Consider the following 20740-nt stretch of genomic DNA (forward strand, 5'->3'; position numbering starts at 1 on the left):
TAAAAATAAATATTTTATACAATGAAAAAGTTTTATCTTTTTACAGCACTTTTATCTGCGTTTCTCGGAAATGCACAATCGACCTACACGGACGGATTTTTTATGGTGAATGAAGATTGGTTCGGCCATGCCAACGGTTCTGTAAATTTCATTAAAAATGATGGGATCGTAAATTACAGAGTCTACAGCAATGTGAACAATAATCAGGCTTTCGGAGCGACAACACAGTTTGGGACAATATATGGCGATAAGTTTTATTTTGTTTCAAAACAGCCGGCAGACGGTGGAGACACGCAATATACACCCGGAGGAAGACTGGTGATAGCCAACGCGCAAACCATGCAGAAAATTGCGGGCTTCAACACCATTGGTGGAGCAGACGGAAGATCTTTTGTCGGCGTTAATGAGCATAAAGGATATATCGGAACTTCCAACGGAATTTATACATTTGATATCGACAATTTACAAGTTGGAAGCCTTATTCCTAATACGGGAGGGGGGCAGATCGGGAATATGATCAGGACTTCCCGTTATGTGTATGCCGTAAAGCAGGCGGTCGGCATTCTGGTCATTAATCCGGAAACCAATGCGGTGGTTACTACCATTCAGGGTTCTTACCATTCTGTTGTACAGGCCAAAGACGGAAGTGTCTGGACGGTACAGGATCAGAAGGTTGTCAGTATCAATGAAACGACCTTTGCGACAACCGCTTATAATATTCCTTCAACCAAGTATATCGGGCCGTGGGGTGCCTGGAATGCCGGAAGCTTTACGGCGAGTGTTCAGAATAATACCTTGTACTGGATCAATTCAGTCAACAGTTTTGTTTCGGGGACACAGATTGTAAAGTTTGATGTGACCAGCAAAACTTTTAATGAAAACTTTGCGACGCTTCCCGGACAGACCGGAACTTACAAACAAATTCCGTACGGTGCGGCACTAAGGGTACATCCGGTGACTGATGAACTTATCCTGAATACTACGGAAAGCGGATATGGCGCGCACTATCAAAACAACTGGATCCATACATTCGGCAATGACGGAACACTGATCAGCACCAAAAAACTGGACGATTACTACTGGTTCCCTGCCATGGCTGTATTTCCGGACAATACAGCGCCTGTCATCAGCAGTGTTTTACCAACACAGATCGCGGTAAGCGGTACAACGACGATAGATCTTAAAAATGTTATTTCTGATACCGATAATTTATCGGCGGCTATTGTAAAGACCGTAAAATCAAATACAAATCCCGGAGTTGTTTCGGCTGCTATCAATGCCAATGAGGAGCTTGTTTTAAATGCACACGGAAATGGAACGGCTGAAATAGTGGTAAGCTTTAATTCAAATGGTAAGATTAGTGAGAAAACGTTATCGGTAACGGGTTCTACGCAGGTATTGGGAACCACAGACGTGCAAAAGGTGTCATTCAGCATTTATCCGAACCCGGCGACAGATGTTCTGAATATCCGTACTTCTGAAAAGGTCGTTGAGGTGTCTGTATTTGATGCAACGGGCAGAAAAATCCAGACTTCATACAGCAGTGGCCAGGTTAATGTTGGTTCACTGGCCAAAGGGATGTATATTCTCCGGACAACCACCGACAAAGCTGTTTACCAGCATAAATTCATTAAGAACTAAATATCTTTTTAGTATATCCAATTTTTGTTAACCTTCACCTTTCTTAGGTGGAGGTTTTTTCATTTTAAATAGTAAGAATTTATTTGTAGGATAAAGTATGGTTTGAAAAAGGAATAGCTTATAATTAAAAACATTCCTGAAGACATTGGAAGCTTTGGCGTAAAACTGCCATGGGAGCAATATTTAAACAATCAACCAAGATAGTTGTAAATACACTTAAATTTTACGGGTACACTTTTACAACAATAGAACAAAAAAAGAGAAAAATAGCGAGATTTTTTAGATTAGATAGGAATAAAAAGTAGGCAAAAAAATTCGTAAATATTAAAAATAAAAAAACTCTGATTGTATATATCAGAGTTTAAATTGTTGTCAAGTAGCCCGTAGGGGAATCGAACCCCTCTTACCAGAATGAAAATCTGAGGTCCTAACCGATAGACGAACGGGCCATCTGTCTTCTACTGTTGCCAGTATGTTAGTTTTTTTGTTTTAGAAGTTTACAACTCTTCGAACAATCACCAGGTTAGATCGTGATTATTTTGTAGCCCGTAGGGGAATCGAACCCCTCTTACCAGAATGAAAATCTGAGGTCCTAACCGATAGACGAACGGGCCAACTATACTTATTAAGCCAGTTTGTTAACGTGCTTAGTTAATTTGCTTTTTAAGTTAGCTGCTTTGTTTTTGTGGATAATGTTTTTCTTCGCTAATTTATCCAACAAAGAGATAACTTTTGGCAATTGTTCTGCAGCAGCAGCTTTATCTTCTTCATTTCTTAACACCTTCATTGCTGTTCTAGCAGTCTTGTGGTAGTATCTGTTACGAAGTCTTCTTACTTCGTTTTGTCTAATTCTTTTTAATGCTGATTTATGATTTGCCATATCGTTCAAATGTGAGTGCAAAAGTATAAACTTTTTTTTTATCTACCAAATTTATTTTTGAAAAAATTTAATTTTCTTCTGATAAATATTTTCGGAGTTTATCAATCGCTTGTTCTATTTTAATATTCTCTTCTTCTCTTTCTAATTTTTTGATGGTTGCGGTAAGCATGGCCATCGCATTGTTCCATTCTCCAGTAGTATTGGTGAAGGTAAGTCCGTCAATCGTTACTTCAAAATCGACTCTTTCTCCTGTCCTGTAAAGTCTGAAACTAATTTTTTCATCACTGCCTGTAATCCCGTCTTCATTGATTCTTAAATCGTAACTTTTTGGGTTAGAGTGGATTTTTTTAAAAAGCATTTTTGCTTCCTGTATTTTTAAATCCGGCATTATTTGTGGCTCTATCAGGAGTAATTATTCCCTGCTAAAGCGATGCAAAGATAATATTTTTTTCTTTTCAACAAAATAGCGGATTGGTTTTTGAGAATATTTTTTGTAAAATAGTATCCGTCAGTCAGTTTTAGTTGTATGCAGTGACAAATAGCTTCATTCTTAAAATAAAAATCCCTCTCAATAATGTTTGAAAGGGATTTGTTCATGAATATCTTGTAGCCTATAGGGGAATCGAACCCCTGTTGCAAGAATGAAAATCTTGAGTCCTGACCACTAGACGAATAGGCCAAATTTTGAGGTTGCAAAAGTAGGTATTAACTTTTTAACTTCAAAATTATATTGTATTATTTGGATACTTTCTGAATGACCGTATTCTTAATTCCTTTAGCTTCAAGATCTTTCTGAAGTTTTACTGCTTCTTCCAGGGTAAAGACTTTTCCGTAGGTGTAATAGAAAACACCGCTTTCCTTATTTCTTTCTACGTCTTTCAGCGTCTGGAGAATGAATGAATTTCCATTCAGTTTACCTCCTGTATACACTTCAATGGTATAATAACCTGTGCTGAGTTTCTGGTTTGGCATAAATCCTACGGCGTATGCATTTCTGAAACCTGCATCTTTTGCCGTCTTAATATTAATGTCTCTTACCGAAGCCAGATTGGTCACACCATAGTAATACTTATACTGTCCGTTTTCTTTGATAGGTAAAATATAATTGAGTCCTTTTAAAGCCGGGTCGCCATCGTTGTATTTCGTCGGTGAGCTTAACAGCAGAATCCTGAAATCATTCTTCAGGGCTACTTCCGCAAGTCTTTCCGGTTCCTGCTTCTTGGGGGCAACCGGAGTTCCCGCTTTACGATCGATGGCTTTTTTGTAATCGATGACAGCCTTATATATACTTTCTGCAATTTCATCCTGGCCTTTTTCCGAGGCAAGATAGTGGCTTTCTTCCGGATGATTGATAAAGCCGGTTTCGATAAGCACGGAAGGCATGGCATTCATCCGAAGTACGTGAAGGTTTTTCTGCCACACGCCTCTGGATGTTCTTTTATCCTTATTTACGAAATTTTCTTCTACCAGGCCGCCTAAAAGCAGGCTCGATTCAAGGTATTTGCTTTGCTGAAGCTTCAGTGCAATAAGAGATTCGGGTGAACTTGCGTCATAGGAGCCGAAGGTCTGCTTATCTTTTTCATCCAGAAAAATCACATCATTCTCTCTCTTGGCCACTTCAAGGTTGGTGTCGTTCTGGTCCGGCCCCTGCACGAACGTTTCGGTTCCGTAGGCCGTAGGTTTTTTAGAAGAGTTACAGTGTATGGAAATAAAAAGATCTGCCTTGCTTCTGTTGGCAAGGTTGGTTCTGTCTGAAAGCGAAGGATATTCGTCGATTTTTCGGGTGTATATTACCTTAAAATCTTTATTTTTTTCAAGCATAGCGCCCACCTTCAGGGTAATCGCAAGCGTAATGTCTTTTTCTGCAATTCTGCCTATGTCTGCATAGGTCCTGTTTGCTCCGTGATCATTTCCTCCGTGTCCCGCATCGAGAACAATGGTGAATTTCTTTTGCGAAAAAATAAAGTTGATCGAAAGAATAAGGAGAAATGATAAAATTATTTTAAAATTTACTTTGTGCATCCTACAGTTTTAAAAATTATATTAATTTTGAGCCCTAATTATATCTTAAATATAACAAATAAATTGGCCAAAACCGTCTCCAAAAATATATTACAAATTTTAATTATCCTAATTTTTAACAATTTTTTAGCACAGGAAACTTCTGAAAAATTGACTAAAAATACGGTTAATGATACTATACCCAAACAAGATACGATCGTCCTGAAGAAAGAACCTCTCGAAAGTGTTCTTCAGACCAAGGCCGACTATAACCGAAGGGATTTTCAGAAAAAAATGATTTATCTGAACAAAAATGCCCAGGTAAAATACCAGGACGTGCAGATCGATGCAGATTACATCTCCATTGATGAGTCTAAAAGCCTCATGTACGCCCGCGGAAAACAGGATTCTCTGGGGAAATATATAGAGCCGGCGGTGATAACCCAGGGCGGGAAAAAATATGAAACGGACGAGTTCCAGTATAATACCAAAACAAAGAAAGCCATTGCTTTCAATGCGAGAACTGAAGAAAACGAAGGCGTAATTGTCGCTGAAAAAACCAAAAAATACAACGATTCCGTTTTTGCCATGAGACGGGCGAATTATACGACCGACGATTATTTCATTAAAAAGAAAGACACCGCGGCAGATTATCATTTACGGGCATCCAATATTAAACTGGTTAAAACCAAAAATAAATCCTCCATCATTTCCGGACCTATCCAGATGTATATCGAGCAGGTTCCTACGCCTTTAATCATGCCTTTTGCGATTTTACCTTTTTCGGATAAAAGATCGGCGGGGATTCTCATCCCGAGTTTCGGGGAAAGGCAGGATGTGGGGTTTTTCCTGAACGGACTGGGATATTATCAGCCCATCGGGGAACATTTCGACCTTAAAATTCTTACCGATATTTATACAAAAGGAAGCTGGAACTTACGCCCGGAAATGAATTATGTGAAAAAGTACCGCTATTCAGGGAGTTTTTCAGCGGACATCGGAACGGCCGTCCGAGGAATCAAAGGACTTGATGACTACGGTAAAACCAGTACCTACAGGATTGCCTGGAGACACACGCAGGACACAAAAGCGAATCCTTTTTTAAATTTCTCCGCATCCGTTGATATTGTGAGTACACGATTCTACAATAATACATTGAACAACAATTATATTTTAAATCAAAACGTATTAAATACTCAGCAAAACTCAACGGTGACGATCACCAAGAGGTTTTTGAAGCTGCCTTCAACCATCACGGCTACGGCGTCTTATTCTCAGAATTTTGCGACGGGACTGTCAGATCTTCGTCTTCCTCAGATGAATGTGGCGATTAACCAGTTTTATCTGTTCCCTTCCAAAACCGGCACACGAACAGGCTTGTTGGAAAATATCACGGTAAACACCGGCCTCAATCTTACGAATTACGTACAGACTAATGAAGGAGAGCTTTTTACTGCCGCCATGTGGGATAAAATGCAGACCGGCCTTAAAAACAATATCGCTCTAGGAACGAATACTACGGTTGCCAAATATTTCACTTTCAGTTTAGGAGCGAACATCGATAATGCTTTAACAACAAAAACCGTCAGAAAATATTATGATCCTTTACTGAACCGGCCTGTCACCGAAACGGATAAAGGAATAACAGGATATTCCACGTTCTCTACGACAGCCAGTATTCAGACCATTTTATATGGTGTAAAAAAATTTAAGAAGGGATCTACTATCGAAGCCATCAGGCATATGGTAACGCCAAGCATTGGGTTTACTTACTCTCCGGATTTTGGTGGTTCCGGGTTTGGGTATTATAAAAACTATTACGATGCCAACGGAGCTTTAACGCCTTATTCTATATTTGAAGGAGGTATCGTCGGAAGCCCGACGAGCGGAATGGTAGGCGCCTTAGGGTTTAATATCGGAAACAATATCGAGATGAAAGTGAAGTCTAAGAAAGATTCTACAGGGATAAAGAAACTGAAGATCTTCGAATCGCTGAATCTTGCCGGGAACTACAACTTTGCGGCGAAAGATCACCCTTTGTCAATTATCACCATCAATGGGCAGTCTTCGTTCTTTAATAATAAGTTAAATGTCAATACAAGCTTGTCATTAGATCCCTATAAAATCATTTATCTGCCAGGACAGGATGCCGGGATTAGAACAGAAGATCTTGGAGGGTTCAGCGTACAGGGTTTCAATGTTCAGCTTTCCTATCCTTTAAGCAGTGAAATATTTGGCGAAAAAGTAGATTACTCAAAAAAATACCAGTCAAAAGGGGAGATCAGGAATGAAAATTATTATTTTGATGATGATCACTATGCCCATTTTGATCAGGCCTGGACTTTAAATGTAAATGCCAATTATGCCTATACCAAAAGTTATGCATCCAGAACGCCTACCAGGCTGGCTTCGGTGGGTCTTGACGGTAGTATCAAGCTTACCCCGTATTGGAACATCAATGGAAGTACGCATTATGATATGGTTACCAAACAACTGGCATACACGAGAATAGGTTTTTCCAGGGACCAGAGAAGTTTTACGATTAATTTCAACTGGGTGCCTTTCGGGCAGTACAAGGTGTATGACTTCTTTATCGGGATCAAAGCCAATATCTTAAGTGATGCCCTGAAATATAAGGACAGAAGTTTTACACAGCCGAATGCACCATTCTAGCATTAGATTTGATATTTGATTATAGAAATAGAATATAAATTTTATATTTGCACCCAAAATAAATTCTAATGAAAAAAATAATCAACACTGTAAATGCTCCTGCAGCAATCGGGCCTTATTCGCAAGCCAATATGGCCAACGGAATTCTTTACATCTCCGGTCAGATTCCTGTAGATCCGGCAACAGGTAAATTGGTGGAAGGAATTGAAAAGGAAACGCATCAGGTGATGAAAAACCTTGAAGCTATTCTTACGGAAGCAGGAATGACTTTTAAAAATGTTGTAAAAGCTACTATCTTCCTTAAAAGCATGGATGATTTTGCGGTAATGAATGATATTTATGCGTCTTATCTGGATGCAGAAAGCTTCCCGGCTCGGGAAACGGTACAGGTTTCTTGCCTGCCGAAAAATGTGGATATCGAAATTTCTATGATTGCTCATCAGGATTAATGAATTTTATAAGGAATACAATTGCGGTTATTGTAGGTCTGGGGATTGCCGGACTTATTATTACTCTTGGGATAAGAGCGTTTCCGCAATGGGTTACTTTCGATGCTTTTGCTCCGTTTGAACATTGGCAGAGATTCCTTCAAAGCATGCAGCATGACGATGCGTTTTTTGGGTTTCTTTTATTTATTTCCGGATTGGGAACGACCGTGGGAGGGGTTGCCACAGCAATGATCGTTAAATACGCTAAAGTAGCCTATGCTATTCTTATCGGGTTTATCATGCTTTTCCTGGCGATGCTGGATGTCATCGTTTTTCCTTATCATCCGACTTTCTATAAGATTTCAATTTTCCTTACGTTCTTTCCTTTTTCCTGGATCGGAGGTAAAATTGTAGAAATCATTTATGAACGCAAAAAGAAAAAAAGGATCTCCGAAAAGGTAAATCAATAATAAAATAAAAATCGCTGCAATAGTCACTGCAGCGATTTTTTGTTGATATGAAAGTTTAGGTTAATTTTCTTAAGGCATTTTGAAGCCTCTGGTGTAGATCTGTCCGTAATTATCAACAAATTTCACCGATACGTTCCCTGAATATTTCTCGAGAATCTTTTCAACGTCTTTCTGTGAATTTACGGGTTTGCCATTAATTTCAATTACGATATAGTTGTCTACGATGCCGATTTTGGCGATTTCGCTTCCTTCTGCAACATTCGAAGCGATCACACCGCTGTTCAATCCGTAGTCGGTTTTAAATCTTTCGTCTAAAGGTTTAAATTCTGCGCCGATCTTTTCACTTACGCTAAGGTCGGCTTTTGTTCTGGTGCTGGTTCCTCCTTTCTGGTCTCTAAGGGTAACGGTGGCAGTATTTTCTTTACCGTTTCTTGTGTAGGTCACTGCTACTTTGTCTCCAGGTCGTTTGCTTCCGATTGCAATAGAAAGGTCTGCAAAATCAGTTACTGCTGTATTATCAATTTTAGTAATGATATCACCTGTTTTTAATCCTGCATCTTCTGCACCGCTGTTGTCGCCAAAACCTGTTACATATACTCCTGATCCCGCTTTAATATTGGTTTTTTTCTCTCTGTTATAAGCAGCTACCTGCATGTCATTGGATAAGTCCAAAGACTGTACACCCAAGAATCCTCTCTGTACGATACCGAATTTCTTGATATCTTCTACGATCTTTCTTGCTAAATTGGAAGGAACGGCAAATCCGTATCCCTGATAATATCCGGTTGTAGACTGTATCGCAGAGTTGATACCGATCAGGTCGCCGTTCGTATTTACGAGTGCACCTCCCGAGTTCCCAGGATTAATCGCAGCATCGGTCTGGATAAAGCTTTCTATTGGGTTAGCTGCCTTACCTTGTGTGCTCAAAATACCAATTCCTCTTCCTTTTGCAGAAATAATACCGGCTGTCACCGTAGAATTCAGTCCGAGCGGGTTACCAACCGCAAGCACCCATTGTCCGACTTCGATGTTATCAGAATTGGCGAAATTAAGGTATGGTAAGCCTTTTTCCTCGATCTTTAATAATGAAATATCTGTATTCGGATCTGTACCGACCAATGTAGCAATGTATGATTTTTTATTGCTTAAAACCACTTCCAGTTTATTAGCTCCGGCAACAACGTGGTTATTGGAGATGATATAGCCGTCAGGAGAAATGATCACTCCGGAACCCATTCCGGAAGGCATATTGTCCGGTGCCTGTTGCTGCTGTCTTTGTCTCTGCTGGCCCCTTCCTCCAAACGGATCTCCGAAGAAAAAATCGAAAAGATCCTGTTCCGAAGCTCGGTTGGCAGATCTTGACTGGTAATTTTTAATCGTTACTACGGCAGGCACTGTTGTTTTCGCTGCTTTTACGAAATCATCGCCGACCACGGCAGAATTCATCCCGGCAAAACTTACATTAGAAGCCGACTTGGTAAAATATGACTGGTCGGAACCATCGGAATTATGATTGAGATATTGAATACCTCCAACGGCAGTAGCCCCTGAAATAACGCCCACTACGGCAAATGGTAATAGTTTTTTTAAAGTACTCTTCATTTTTATATCTTTCTTATTTATTGATTGTTTGTTCACTTTTTCGTTTTATCTAAAACAAATTTAATGCTAAATAGGTATGCAATTAATATATAAAGTTTCAATTTTAACTAAAATTTAACGAGAATAGCAATACTTTATGGATTATGTCATAATTGTTAAAATGCTGATTAACGATTATTAAAATTTTATTAAAGACAAATTGTCATAAGTAAGATACAATTGTCATACAAAAAGTTAAAGATGACCTTAATTTAAACATTTAATTTTTAACCATCCATTGGTTCGCTTTAATTTAAAATCTGAAAAAAAGTTTTATCTTTGCACCATTAATTTTTCTCACTTAAAACGTTTATAGCATGCAACTGTACAACACCTTAAGCGCAGAAGAAAGAGCACGACTTATTGATGAGGCCGGAAAAGAGCGCCTTACTCTGTCTTTCTATGCGTATGCCCATATTGAAGATCCTAAAAAATTTCGCGACGATTTATTTATAGCCTGGAATGCCCTTGATGCATTGGGCCGTATTTATGTAGCGCATGAAGGAATTAACGCTCAGATGAGTGTTCCTGCAGAAAATTTTGAGGCTTTCCGCGAAACGCTGGAAGTGTACGAGTTCATGAAAGGCATCCGTCTGAATGTGGCAGTGGAGCAGGACAACCATTCCTTTTTGAAGCTTACCATCAAGGTAAGACACAAAATTGTGGCCGACGGTCTCAATGACGATACTTTTGATGTGACCAATAAAGGAGTACACCTTAGGGCAAAAGAATTCAATGAACTCCTTGAGGATCCCAATACCATTGTAGTAGATTTCAGAAATCATTACGAAAGTGAAGTAGGTCATTTTGAAGGAGCCATTACGCCCGACGTGGAGAATTTCAGAGAAAGTCTGCCTATTATCAATGATCAGCTGCAGGATTATAAAGAAGATAAAAATCTGCTTATGTACTGTACCGGAGGGATCCGTTGTGAGAAGGCGAGTGCTTATTTCAAACACCAGGGTTTCAAAAATGTATTTCAGCTGGAAGGCGGAATTATCGAGTACACCCGCCAGATCAAAGAGGAAGGAATCCAAAGTAAATTTATAGGTAAAAACTTTGTGTTTGACCATCGTTTGGGCGAAAGGATTACAGATGATATCATCGCGCAGTGCCACCAATGCGGAAAACCTTGTGACAATCATACCAACTGTGCCAATGATGCCTGCCACCTCCTTTTCATCCAGTGTGATGAATGTAAGGCGGCTATGGAAAACTGCTGTTCTACGGAATGCCAGGAAATCATTCATCTGCCTTGGGAAGAGCAGCTGAAACTGAGAAAAGGCCTGCAGGTGGGAAATAAAGTCTTCAGAAAAGGAAAATCCGAAGCTTTGAAGTTCAAAAAATCAGGTGATCTTCCGGATAAACCTCTGGCAAAAGCAGAGGTAAAAGACATTCGCCAGAAAATAAAAATTAAAAAGACATTAATCGGTAAAGCGGAGCATTACTTTACAAAGTCAAAGATTGCGCAGTTCCTGATCGAAAACGATACTCTTTTTATCGGAGACAAAGTATTGATTTCAGGGCCTACTACCGGTGAACAGGAAGTTGTTATTACGGAAATCTATGCTAATGGCGGTCCTGTGGAAACAGCTGCTGAAGGGGATCAGGTAACTTTTGAACTTCCGTTCAGAGTGCGTCTGTCTGATAAACTTTATAAGATTTTACCTGCCGAAAAAGCTTGAGGTATGTTAAAAGCAGAGCTTAGAAAAATATATATGCAAAAAAGAAAAACCTTGTCAGATGATGAGGTTTTCTTGTTATCCGAAAGTATTTTTAAAAATTTTATCCATTATTTTAAACCTTTTTCACGTCAGAAAATTCATGTTTTTATCCCGATTGAGAAATTTAAGGAAATTGATACCCAGATTTTTATAGATTACTTTTTAAGTGGTAATATCAGGGTTTTCGTTCCTAAAATCATCGGTACCACTTTAATATCCGTTGAAATTTTCGATGATACTAAGTTTGAGCCTAATAAATGGGGTATTCCTGAGCCTGTTTCCAATAAAGATGCTGAAATTCTCGACTTTGACTATGTGATTACGCCGCTGCTGTATTGTGATAACAAAGGAAACAGGGTAGGATATGGCAAAGGTTTTTATGACGGTTTTTTTGAAAGTATATCTGAGGGAACAAAAAAAATCGGAGTTAATTACTTTAACCCCGATGAAAATATTGATGATGTCTGGAAAAGTGATATTCCACTAGACTATCTTGTTACTCCAACAGAAGTACTGTCTTTTTTAAGCAAAGGATTGGAATAAAAATTCAGAAAGAAAAATTTAAACTCTTTTTTCGTATTGGGAGTCGATAACAGGATGTATTGTGCGTTTTTCTCAAAAGTTCCCAATGATTTATTCTTATTGTCGAAATATTCCACATTGAATTTTGCAAAATCCAGGGTGTCCTGATTGTGCAGGTCCTTGTAAACTTCCAGGTTGTTTACCTTCACGCTTTTCACTTTCAGGCTGTCAAGTTCATGAAACAGGTTTTTGAATGTGAGACTGTCGGGCTTATGAAAATAGCTTTGCATCTGAGAATAAATCAGCGTGTCTATTTCGGTGTTTTTGTTTCCCGATAAATACAGGGTCGAGAGATCAAGAAGTTCCTGCACCTTTTGTTTGGTGATAAAATTGATTGCCTGTGCACTGTCCATCTGCACGGCAGGATATGTTTTGGTATTATTGCTGTTTCTGAGTTTATCCAGATCGCTGATTTCTGTTTTCTTGTTGTTACAGGAAACAAATGCAAGAAGCAATAAAGTAAAAATTAAAAAGTTATTTATTCTTTTCATCTGTTGCAATTTTAAATTTGATGGAGATGATTTTTCCGTTGTTGTCTTTTTTCATTTCTATTACACTCAGGTTTTTTAACGAGGTGGTTGGGGTGGTAACCAGTGTAATATATTTCTGTTTGTCCAGCCTTTCTATGCCGTAAATATTGTTATCGTAAATCTGATAAATAACTGCATTGCTGCTGATCAGGCTTTCCAGCTGGTTTCTTTTTTTCTTGAGTTCTTCGGGGTCTCCGTTGGCATCTTTAATAGAGAAATAATAAGCCGCCATCTTATAATCGTCGGGTTTAAGCTCAATAATTTCTTCATCAGGGGCATTTTCAAGGCTTCTGTTGACTTCCAGATACTCGTAAAATGGTGAACTGATCTGCATTTTCAGATTCTTGTCCTTCGTGGAGTAATAAAAACATTCTCCCGGTTTGATTTTATAAAGAATTGGAGACTCGTTTTCCTTGATCACTTTGATCTCTAATGTGTTGACAACACCGACTCCGCGGTCCGCATCCGTAAAACAATATTTGTAAGTTTTTGAAAACAAGGCATCTTTAAACCCTAAAAGACCGGTCACGACAACCAAAACAGAAGTTACAATAGCCCAGACATTTTTTCTGATGAAACTTTTCCTTGATTTTTCATCTTCAGGTTTAGTTGTTGCTGGTGTATCTGTGTTTTGATTAACTATTTGATTTTCAGTATTTGATTTTTGTAAATCAGTGTTTTCAGGTGTAATTGTTTCCTGCTTTTGTGGCAAAATTTCATTTTCGGTAACCGATGGTGCTGCCGCAACGAGTTTTTCAATTTCCTGCAGGTTTTCTTCACTTAATCCATCGTCGTCCTGTAAAAGCTCGCCGGCAAAAAGATGCTGTTTCTTGAATTCATACCAAGAGTCGTAACCCGCATAAATACTGAGCAAATTGAGCATGTCAATTCTTGGTAGTTTTGTAACGGGTGAATTTTTAAAGTAGGTATAAAAGGATTTTTCGCTGATGTTTCCTTTGGCCTTTTTCCTAAGATCCTCCTGAAAATATATAATATCAATTCCCTTCCATTTAGAAATATCATCATAGGAAGGGGTGTATTCTTTCAAATATTGAGCCTGTACATCCTTTTTCAGCTGCTCAAAGTGTAATAGATCCAGATCTGTCAATTTATTTTAAAATAATTAAATTATTGATTATCAGTTGTATTTATTTGTAAAACTATTTTACAAAGGTATTACAATTATTTTTCCTACACAAATTTTCTATCTGCTATACCTTTGTCTTGTTCAAATAATAGAACAGAGAAAAGATTTTATAAAACAATATTAACAAAATTAAATTTAATTTATTATGAAAAAGTCATTATTCGTAGCTGCTATCGCTGCAATCTCTCTAGTTGCTTGTAAAAAAACTGAAGCTAACACTACTGAAGGATCTGTAGATTCAGTAAACGCTACAGCTGATTCAGCTACTACTGCTATCGATTCTACTGCTAACGCTACTGTAGATTCAGTAAAAGCTAACGCTGATGCTGCTAAAGATTCAGTTAAAGCTGATGCTAAAGTAGCTAAAGAAGAAGTTAAAGCTGAAGAGAAAAAAGAAGAAGCTGCTAAGAAATAATTAAAGCACGCTTTAAAAATAAAAGAACCGCTCACCCAGTGATGCGGTTTTTTTATGCTTAAAAATCAAATGGCTATGATTTCTTCTGTCTCAAAGCTTCATAGCAGGTAATGGCAACAGCATTGCTCAGGTTAAGAGAATCGATGCTTCCAATCATAGGAATAAGCGTATTTTTTCCTTTTCCATTCCAGAATTCACTCAATCCGGAGTGTTCTGTGCCGAATACGACGGCAGATTTTTCTTTGAAATTTCTCGTAAATAGATCCTGCGAACTTTCATCCATAATGGTTGTATAAACATGATATTCATTTTTACGAAGGAATTCCAGGGTTTTTTCATTATCCGCCTGAAATACATTCATCCCGAAAAGGCAGCCGACACTTGATCGGATGACATTTGGGTTATAAAAATCTGTTTTCCCGTCAGACACGATAAGTGCATCGATTCCGAAAGCTTCACAACTTCTTAAAATAGCGCCTAAATTTCCGGGCTTTTCCACGCCTTCCACAATGATGACCGTAGAATCTTGTTGTGGAATAAAAGAAGTAAGATCTTCCTGTTTTGTATGGTAAATGCCAATAATTCCTTCCGAAGTCCCGCGATAGGCAATTTTTTCGTACACTTTATCGCTTACCCAATGAACTTTTCCTTCCGGGATTTCCTGCTGGAAAATTTTTTCACAGATAAAAAATTCTACCGGCTCAAAACCGAATGCTTGTGCACGTTCATTCTCCTGTTGCCCTTCAACGGCGAATACATTTGTTTTTTTTCTGAATCTGTTGTCTGTAAGGAGCTTGGTGATATATTTTACCTTTTCGTTCTGAAAGCTTTCTATTAACATACCGCAAAATTATGTAAAATTATTTTTAGATCTTTTCAAATGGGATCTCATCATAAAAACTCCGGCCCAAAAGAGCCGGAGATGTATTATTCACCTGAAATATTCAGATATGTCTGAGAATTGTCAATCAGGCTTGCAGGGAGATCTTTTTTATTCTTAATGCCCAGTGATTTCAGTTTCTGGGTCTGTAATACGAGATTGTCATTTCCTGTAGAAAGTTGTTTATAGGCATCATTATATACGTTTTTGGCCAGGTCAAGATTCTTACCGACCTTTTCCAGATTGTCGACAAAGCCTACGAATTTATCGTAAAGTCTGGCGCCGCGGTCAGCAATTTCCATTGCGTTACGGTTCTGGTATTCACGTTTCCAAAGATCGGCAATCAGTTTCAGGGAGGTAATCAGATTGCTGGGGTTGAGCAGCAGGATTCTCCTGTCATAGGCATAATTCCATAAATTCTGATCTGCCTGCATGGCGGCAATATAAGCCGGTTCGCTTGGAATAAACATCATGACAAAATCCAGGGACTTTCCATAGTCATCATAAGCTTTCTGGCTAAGCTGTGATATGTGATTTTTAATAGACGATAAATGCTGGTTGAGTTTTATCAGGTAAACGTCCTGATCGGTCTCATCCACAAGCTCGGTAAAAGCGGTAAGGGAAACTTTGGAATCGATAATCACATTTCTTTCATCGGGATATTTTACAACGGCATCCGGACGCATTTTTTTACCGGAGAACTCTGAAAAGAGAGCTTTGTTGTCTTCGTCCCGCAACTCATGCTCAAGGAAATATTCTCTTCCTTTTACCAGTCCCGATTTTTCAAGGATGCTTTCGAGGATCATTTCACCCCAGTTTCCCTGGGTTTTACTTTCGCCTTTCAAGGCACGGGTTAATTTTTTTGCATCTTCTGAAATTTGCTGATTCAGTTCTGCGAGTTCTTTTACTTTTTCGGCCAGGGAAAAACGTTCTTTATTTTCTTTCTCATAAGCTTCATTGACCCGGTTTTTGAGATCCGTGATCTTTTCCTGGAATGGCTCAAGGATCGTTTTCAGGTTGTTTTGGTTGATGGTGGTGAACTTTTCACTTTTTTCTTCAAGAATTTTATTCGCGAGATTCTCAAACTGTAACTTAGATTCTTCCTGGATCTTTGTAATTTCTTCTTTTTGGGTTTGAAGGGATTTTTGTAAGCTGTCATTAATGGCCGACAACTCTGAGTTTTTGGCAAATAACGATTGTTTTTCGATCAGCAAGCTTTCAATCTGTAAGGTTTGTTTTGAACGTAACTCTTTTTGTTCCTGGAATTGACCGCTCAAAGATGAATATTCGGCGGAAATTTTGGCAAATTCATTCTTCAGATCATTCAGAAGATCGGTTTGCTGAAGATTGGTTTCTTTGTCTTTTTCAATGTGCTGAATAAGTTCCCGGATTTTAAGATTTGAGTTTTCCAGGTCAGAATTGTTCTTAATGTATAAATTATTGAGTTCATCAAAAGATCTTCTCGAAATCATCGACGACTTCAGTGCGAAATACTGAATGACCGCCCCGATAATTCCGCCTGCGATGCATCCGATTATTAAATAAGTAATCTCCATGTTCCAAAATTACAAAAAGGAAAATTGATTTCTTTTACGGTAAACCGTAAGTTTTGTCCTGTTCATTATTTTTGTTCAAAAGTTTCTGAATCGATGCACGGAATGTTTTCAAAACGTATATTTGTTGGGTTATTTCTTTCCTTTAAATATAAAATATACTTTAATGAGACTGTTAATTCTTGCTGCCTTTATTTTCTCAGCAGTCCTTTCGGGACAGGATTTTGCCAATTATGCCAAATATGAAAAGCAGAATCAGGAAATTTTATCCCAAAATAAGATGCCGGATACTGTGTTTATGGGAGATTCTATTACGGAAGGCTGGTTTTCTGCAGATCCTTCATTTTTCACGAAAAATAATTTTGTGGGGAGAGGAATCAGCGGACAGGTGACTTCCCAGATGCTGCTCAGATTCAGGGAAGATGTTATTAATTTAGAACCAAAACGTGTAATCATTCTGGCCGGAACCAATGATATAGCGGAAAATCAGGGACCGATTTCTCTGGATAAAGTTTTCGGGAATATTGTTTCGATGGCCGAACTGGCTAAAGCGAATAATATTAAAGTCATATTATGTTCTGTACTTCCGGCTTATGATTTCGGTTGGCGAAAAGACATGCATCCGGCAGAAAAAGTGATGACACTTAATAAAATGATTGAGTCTTATGCTAAAAAAAATAATCTTGTTTATGTAGATTATCATTCCGAAATGAAAGATTCAAGAAACGGTCTCGATAAAATTTATACCGAAGATGAGATTCATCCTACGGCAAAAGGATATCAGAAAATGGAAACAATTCTGATGAAGAAACTGGGCAAAAATTAATCATGGAAAAATTGATAAAAGCCGTGATTCTTTAAATTCTGAAGTTCACGGCCTTTTAATTTAATTTATTCTTAAAAATTCTTTAGCGAGTTCAATCATTTTACGTTCACCCGTATATTTTCCATGTTCGTCGGAAAGTTTTACGGTTGGGATCCATTCTTTGTTGGGTGCCTGAACGCCGATGAGCTTCATTACAATATTCATGGGTTTTAAACCTACATCGTTCGTGAGATTGGTGCCGATACCGAAAGATACGCCGATTTTTCCTTTACAGTAGTTGGTAATTTCCTCAACTTTTTCAAGATTTAATCCATCGGAAAAGATGATGTATTTAAACAGCGGATTGATGCCGTGTCTTTCGTAATGGGCAATCGTTTTGTCGGCAAACACCAACGGATCGCCGCTGTCATGACGTACACCGTCGAAAAGCTTGGCAAATTTTTTATCAAACTGCTGGAAAAAAACATCAGTGGTGTACGTATCTGAAAGAGCAACTCCCAAATCGCCTCTGTAAACGTCTACCCAGTGTTCTAAAGCCAGCTCGTTGGCCATTTTAAAACCATACTCCGCAGCGTGGAACATAAACCATTCGTGGGCATGGGTTCCGATAGGCTTTACACCGTATTTCATGGCAAAATGTACGTTTGAACTGCCAATGAATGTTGAATTTTTGTTCTGGGTAAGAGCTTCCATAACAAGGTTCTGTACTTTGTGAGAATGTCTTCTCCTGGTCCCGAATTCTGCGAAATTTACCCCGAGTTTTTCCAGTGTAGCGGCTTTTTCGAGGGTTCTGTTCATGATGACTTCATTGGAATCTCTCTCCAGGTGATTCATCTCGTAATGAAGTTCGCTGATGAGAGCCAGCAAAGGAACTTCCCATAAAATTGTTCGGTACCATAGTCCTTCCACGATCACGGAAAGATCGCTTCCTTCCTGGTGAATTTTAACCTCAGACGGGTCGTAATGATAGCCTTCAAGGAAATCAAGATAGGGGAGATCGATATAAGGACATGTTCTGGCCATGAATCTTTTTTCTTCTTTGGTCAGTTTCAGTTCAGCCATTTTATTAACGGCCTCCCTTAAAGCGACATCAAAACCTTCGGGAAACTGATGCTTTCCACGGTTGATAAATTCATATTTCACTACGGATCCGGGAAATAATTTTACAACGGCATTCTGCATCGTTATTTTATAGAAGTCATTATCTAAAATGGAGTTCAGTCGTACGTTGTGCATAATTGTGTAATTTATACGCAAATATAATTAATAAAAATAAAATCACCTAAATGTAAGGTGATTTTTTTAATTTTCGAGTCACATTTATTTATTTTCCGAGATAAGAATTGTACATCCACACTTCTTTTTCCTGTTCCGTGATATAGTCGCTCATTTGGGAATTGGTACCTTCGTCTCCGGCTTCATCGGTAATGTCAAGAAGTTCTCTCTGAAGATCAATCACGACTTTAAAAGAATTTAAGATAATTTCGACACTTTTTGTCGCATCACTTACCTCCTGGCTTTCTTTAATGGTGGCCACTTTCAGGTAATCCGAATAATTGTGCGCAGGAGTGGCTCCCAGTGTCAAAATTCTTTCTGCAATTTCGTCAATCTTCAATACGAGATTGTTGTAAAGCTCCTCAAACTTTGGGTGCAATGTGAAGAATTGATCTCCTTTGATATTCCAGTGAGAACCTCTTGTGTTCTGGTAAAACACGGAATAGTTGGCGAGAAGAATATTCAGTTTTTCTGCGATTTTCTGGCAATCTGCTTCCTGAAGCCCGATGATATTGGAATTTTTCATATGATACTGTAGTTTATTATTATAGACAAATTTAAGTAAATATTATGCCGAAAGTGTGGGTTGCTGATTGATGATGGCTATACTTATGTTTTTAAATAAGTTTGCTTAATATTGCAGCAGGAAATTAATTTGATCATGAAATATAAGATACTGGCTGTTGTTATCATTGCCGTATATTTTTTACAGACTTTTTTTATCTCATTCGGAGGTATCGGTGCAGACAGTCTTTCATATTTTGGTATTTCGTCTGATCTTCCGCATCCTGAGACAAATCTTTTCCCTGTCGGATATCCTGTTTTACTCAGGATGGTTCATTTCTTTTCAAAGGATTATTTCTGGGCTTCTAAGATCCTGAATTTACTGTTTACTGTTATCATTCTTTCTTTTTCTTATTATAAAAAATATTATTTCCGGGAGACGGTTTTGCTTTTTGCCGGAAAAACATTTTATGTTGTGTTTTTTGGGGCTATGTCAGAAGGACCTTTTATTTTCTTCATGTATTTCCTGTTGTATTTTTTACACCAACTATTTTCCGGGACTAAAAATATGTATCTGAATGCGGTGGCTGCTTCCCTGATGATGATTTTCATGTTTGCCTGCAGGTATTCGGGAATCTATATTTATATTTCGATCATATTGTTTTGTGTTTTTTTTTTATTAAAACTGAAAAAACAAATCTACTTCAGGGCTTTGGTCATGTTTGTTATTTTGTCGGGTTTAGGTATAGGCGGCTACTTACTATTGAATTATTTACATTTCGGAAGCCTTACGGGGGAAGGGCTAAGAGGGAAACCGAGTGATGATTCATTGATCGGATTAGTCAGGAATCTGTTTGGGCTTGTGAATGGGATAGACCCGTTTATCGCGATAAAGCCGATTTCCAACAGCTTCGGAAGTATGGCTTTCCAGTTTGTTGTTTTTGTGATCGACTTATTTATATTTTATTATCTGCTTCAATGTTATAAGAAGGCTAAAGAAACAGTCCTCTATCATTTCCATGTTCTTTTATGGATTATGGCGGCATTTTATGGCATCGCGTTGTTGGTTTCAGGATGGTTTCAACAAATTGAAGAGCTCGGCGTGCGGCTCATGGCGGCTTCTAATTTCTGTCTGTTTTTCTCATTCCTGATTTTATACTTTCAGAAGAATACTTCGGATAAACTAACTTGGAGGGTGAGCTGTTTCTTTTTCGTTTTCCTGGTTTTGTACGGATTAAAAGATCCGGGCAATTATCTGGAAAATAAAAATAAAATCGAACCCCAGATGTCTAAGTTTAAGGGTAAAAAGTATCTGTATAATAATGAAAAGAATGTGGTGGCGGTCACCACTTATTATTTCCCGCTCATCAACAAGTCATTTAAATACATTCATACCAACAATCAGAAGGGTAAGCTCAAGGAAAGCATTGCCGGAACGATTAATCCTCAAATAAAATGGATAAAAGCCGATACGGTAAAGGATAAATCTAAAGTTTTATATACATCACAGTTGAATCTTCGCTGATTCTTTCGTTACAGGATGTTTACTTCCGCTTATTATTAATTAAAA

Annotated in this window: 19 protein-coding genes and 3 tRNA genes; 9 read left to right on the forward strand and 13 right to left on the reverse strand. The window is 38.3% G+C overall.

Annotation, left to right across the window (positions count from 1 at the left end; all coding sequences use genetic code 11):
- Positions 1–21: 21 nt before the first annotated feature.
- Entirely contained in the window at positions 22–1641 is a 1620-nt protein-coding gene (locus tag AC0N32_RS03495; protein WP_476392485.1) for a DUF5074 domain-containing protein, read from the forward strand.
- A gap of 377 nt (positions 1642–2018) precedes the next feature.
- Here the strand turns inward: AC0N32_RS03495 and AC0N32_RS03500 are convergent.
- The 6 genes from AC0N32_RS03500 to AC0N32_RS03525 all read right to left on the reverse strand — a co-directional run bounded on the left by AC0N32_RS03500 (position 2019) and on the right by AC0N32_RS03525 (position 4543).
- Positions 2019–2090, reverse strand: a tRNA-Glu gene (locus tag AC0N32_RS03500).
- Between the two features lie 93 nt (positions 2091–2183).
- Positions 2184–2255, reverse strand: a tRNA-Glu gene (locus AC0N32_RS03505).
- Positions 2256–2266: 11 nt separating this feature from the next.
- Positions 2267–2521, reverse strand: a complete 255-nt coding sequence (gene rpsT / locus AC0N32_RS03510) for a 30S ribosomal protein S20 (RefSeq protein ID WP_042721082.1) — start codon at positions 2519–2521, stop codon at positions 2267–2269.
- A 67-nt stretch (positions 2522–2588) separates the two neighbouring features.
- The gene (locus AC0N32_RS03515) at positions 2589–2909 is read right to left on the reverse strand and encodes a hypothetical protein (RefSeq protein WP_476392486.1); all 321 of its coding nucleotides are present in this window, start codon (positions 2907–2909) and stop codon (positions 2589–2591) included.
- Positions 2910–3128: 219 nt separating this feature from the next.
- A tRNA-Glu gene (locus AC0N32_RS03520) sits at positions 3129–3200 on the reverse strand.
- Positions 3201–3256: 56 nt separating this feature from the next.
- Positions 3257–4543 carry an N-acetylmuramoyl-L-alanine amidase family protein gene (locus AC0N32_RS03525; protein ID WP_476392487.1) on the reverse strand — a complete coding sequence of 429 codons (1287 nt, stop codon included), beginning with the start codon at positions 4541–4543 and terminating at the stop codon, positions 3257–3259.
- A gap of 27 nt (positions 4544–4570) precedes the next feature.
- Between AC0N32_RS03525 and AC0N32_RS03530 the strand changes: the two genes are divergently transcribed.
- The 3 genes from AC0N32_RS03530 to AC0N32_RS03540 all read left to right on the forward strand — a co-directional run bounded on the left by AC0N32_RS03530 (position 4571) and on the right by AC0N32_RS03540 (position 8093).
- On the forward strand, positions 4571–7195 hold the full coding sequence (locus tag AC0N32_RS03530) for a putative LPS assembly protein LptD (protein ID WP_476392488.1): 2625 nt from the start codon (positions 4571–4573) through the stop codon (positions 7193–7195).
- Between the two features lie 68 nt (positions 7196–7263).
- On the forward strand, positions 7264–7644 hold the full coding sequence (locus AC0N32_RS03535) for a RidA family protein (RefSeq protein WP_029297852.1): 381 nt from the start codon (positions 7264–7266) through the stop codon (positions 7642–7644).
- Positions 7644–8093: a hypothetical protein gene (locus AC0N32_RS03540; protein WP_476392489.1), complete on the forward strand. Its 450-nt coding sequence runs from the start codon at positions 7644–7646 to the stop codon at positions 8091–8093. The genes AC0N32_RS03535 and AC0N32_RS03540 overlap by 1 nt, the downstream gene beginning before the upstream one ends.
- Positions 8094–8162: 69 nt before the next feature.
- Here AC0N32_RS03540 and AC0N32_RS03545 read toward each other — a convergent pair whose 3' ends face one another.
- On the reverse strand, positions 8163–9695 hold the full coding sequence (locus AC0N32_RS03545) for a trypsin-like peptidase domain-containing protein (protein WP_476392490.1): 1533 nt from the start codon (positions 9693–9695) through the stop codon (positions 8163–8165).
- Between the two features lie 356 nt (positions 9696–10051).
- Between AC0N32_RS03545 and trhO the strand changes: the two genes are divergently transcribed.
- A complete protein-coding gene (gene trhO / locus AC0N32_RS03550) occupies positions 10052–11419 on the forward strand; it encodes an oxygen-dependent tRNA uridine(34) hydroxylase TrhO (RefSeq protein ID WP_476392491.1) in 1368 nt (455 codons plus the stop codon).
- Between the two features lie 3 nt (positions 11420–11422).
- On the forward strand, positions 11423–12001 hold the full coding sequence (locus tag AC0N32_RS03555) for a 5-formyltetrahydrofolate cyclo-ligase (protein WP_476392492.1): 579 nt from the start codon (positions 11423–11425) through the stop codon (positions 11999–12001).
- Here the strand turns inward: AC0N32_RS03555 and AC0N32_RS03560 are convergent.
- Positions 11947–12531, reverse strand: coding sequence for a hypothetical protein (locus tag AC0N32_RS03560; RefSeq protein WP_476392493.1), 585 nt, complete (start codon positions 12529–12531; stop codon positions 11947–11949). The two genes, AC0N32_RS03555 and AC0N32_RS03560, sit on opposite strands and share 55 nt — an antisense overlap.
- Positions 12515–13678 carry a hypothetical protein gene (locus tag AC0N32_RS03565; RefSeq protein WP_476392494.1) on the reverse strand — a complete coding sequence of 388 codons (1164 nt, stop codon included), beginning with the start codon at positions 13676–13678 and terminating at the stop codon, positions 12515–12517. The genes AC0N32_RS03560 and AC0N32_RS03565 overlap by 17 nt, the downstream gene beginning before the upstream one ends.
- Before the next feature lie 184 nt (positions 13679–13862).
- On the opposite strand from AC0N32_RS03565, the gene AC0N32_RS03570 reads away from it, so the two are divergent.
- Positions 13863–14132, forward strand: coding sequence for a hypothetical protein (locus AC0N32_RS03570; protein WP_476392495.1), 270 nt, complete (start codon positions 13863–13865; stop codon positions 14130–14132).
- 73 nt (positions 14133–14205) lie between these two features.
- Here the strand turns inward: AC0N32_RS03570 and AC0N32_RS03575 are convergent, their stop codons facing one another.
- A complete protein-coding gene (locus tag AC0N32_RS03575) occupies positions 14206–14973 on the reverse strand; it encodes a TrmH family RNA methyltransferase (RefSeq protein ID WP_476392496.1) in 768 nt (255 codons plus the stop codon).
- Between the two features lie 86 nt (positions 14974–15059).
- Positions 15060–16568: a DNA recombination protein RmuC gene (locus AC0N32_RS03580; RefSeq protein ID WP_476392497.1), complete on the reverse strand. Its 1509-nt coding sequence runs from the start codon at positions 16566–16568 to the stop codon at positions 15060–15062.
- Between the two features lie 163 nt (positions 16569–16731).
- Between AC0N32_RS03580 and AC0N32_RS03585 the strand changes: the two genes are divergently transcribed.
- The gene (locus AC0N32_RS03585; RefSeq protein ID WP_476392498.1) at positions 16732–17391 is read left to right on the forward strand and encodes an SGNH/GDSL hydrolase family protein; all 660 of its coding nucleotides are present in this window, start codon (positions 16732–16734) and stop codon (positions 17389–17391) included.
- Between the two features lie 60 nt (positions 17392–17451).
- On the opposite strand, the gene pncB is transcribed toward AC0N32_RS03585, so the two are convergent.
- Together pncB and AC0N32_RS03595 are read right to left on the reverse strand one after the other, a co-directional pair.
- Positions 17452–18627 (reverse strand): nicotinate phosphoribosyltransferase, encoded by a 1176-nt coding sequence (pncB, locus tag AC0N32_RS03590; protein ID WP_476392499.1) that lies wholly within the window; start codon positions 18625–18627, stop codon positions 17452–17454.
- 88 nt (positions 18628–18715) lie between these two features.
- The gene (locus AC0N32_RS03595; RefSeq protein WP_476392500.1) at positions 18716–19192 is read right to left on the reverse strand and encodes a Dps family protein; all 477 of its coding nucleotides are present in this window, start codon (positions 19190–19192) and stop codon (positions 18716–18718) included.
- Positions 19193–19327: 135 nt separating this feature from the next.
- On the opposite strand from AC0N32_RS03595, the gene AC0N32_RS03600 reads away from it, so the two are divergent.
- A complete protein-coding gene (locus AC0N32_RS03600) occupies positions 19328–20695 on the forward strand; it encodes a hypothetical protein (RefSeq protein WP_476392501.1) in 1368 nt (455 codons plus the stop codon).
- Positions 20696–20740: the final 45 nt, after the last annotated feature.

Source organism: Chryseobacterium endophyticum (assembly GCF_056333165.1).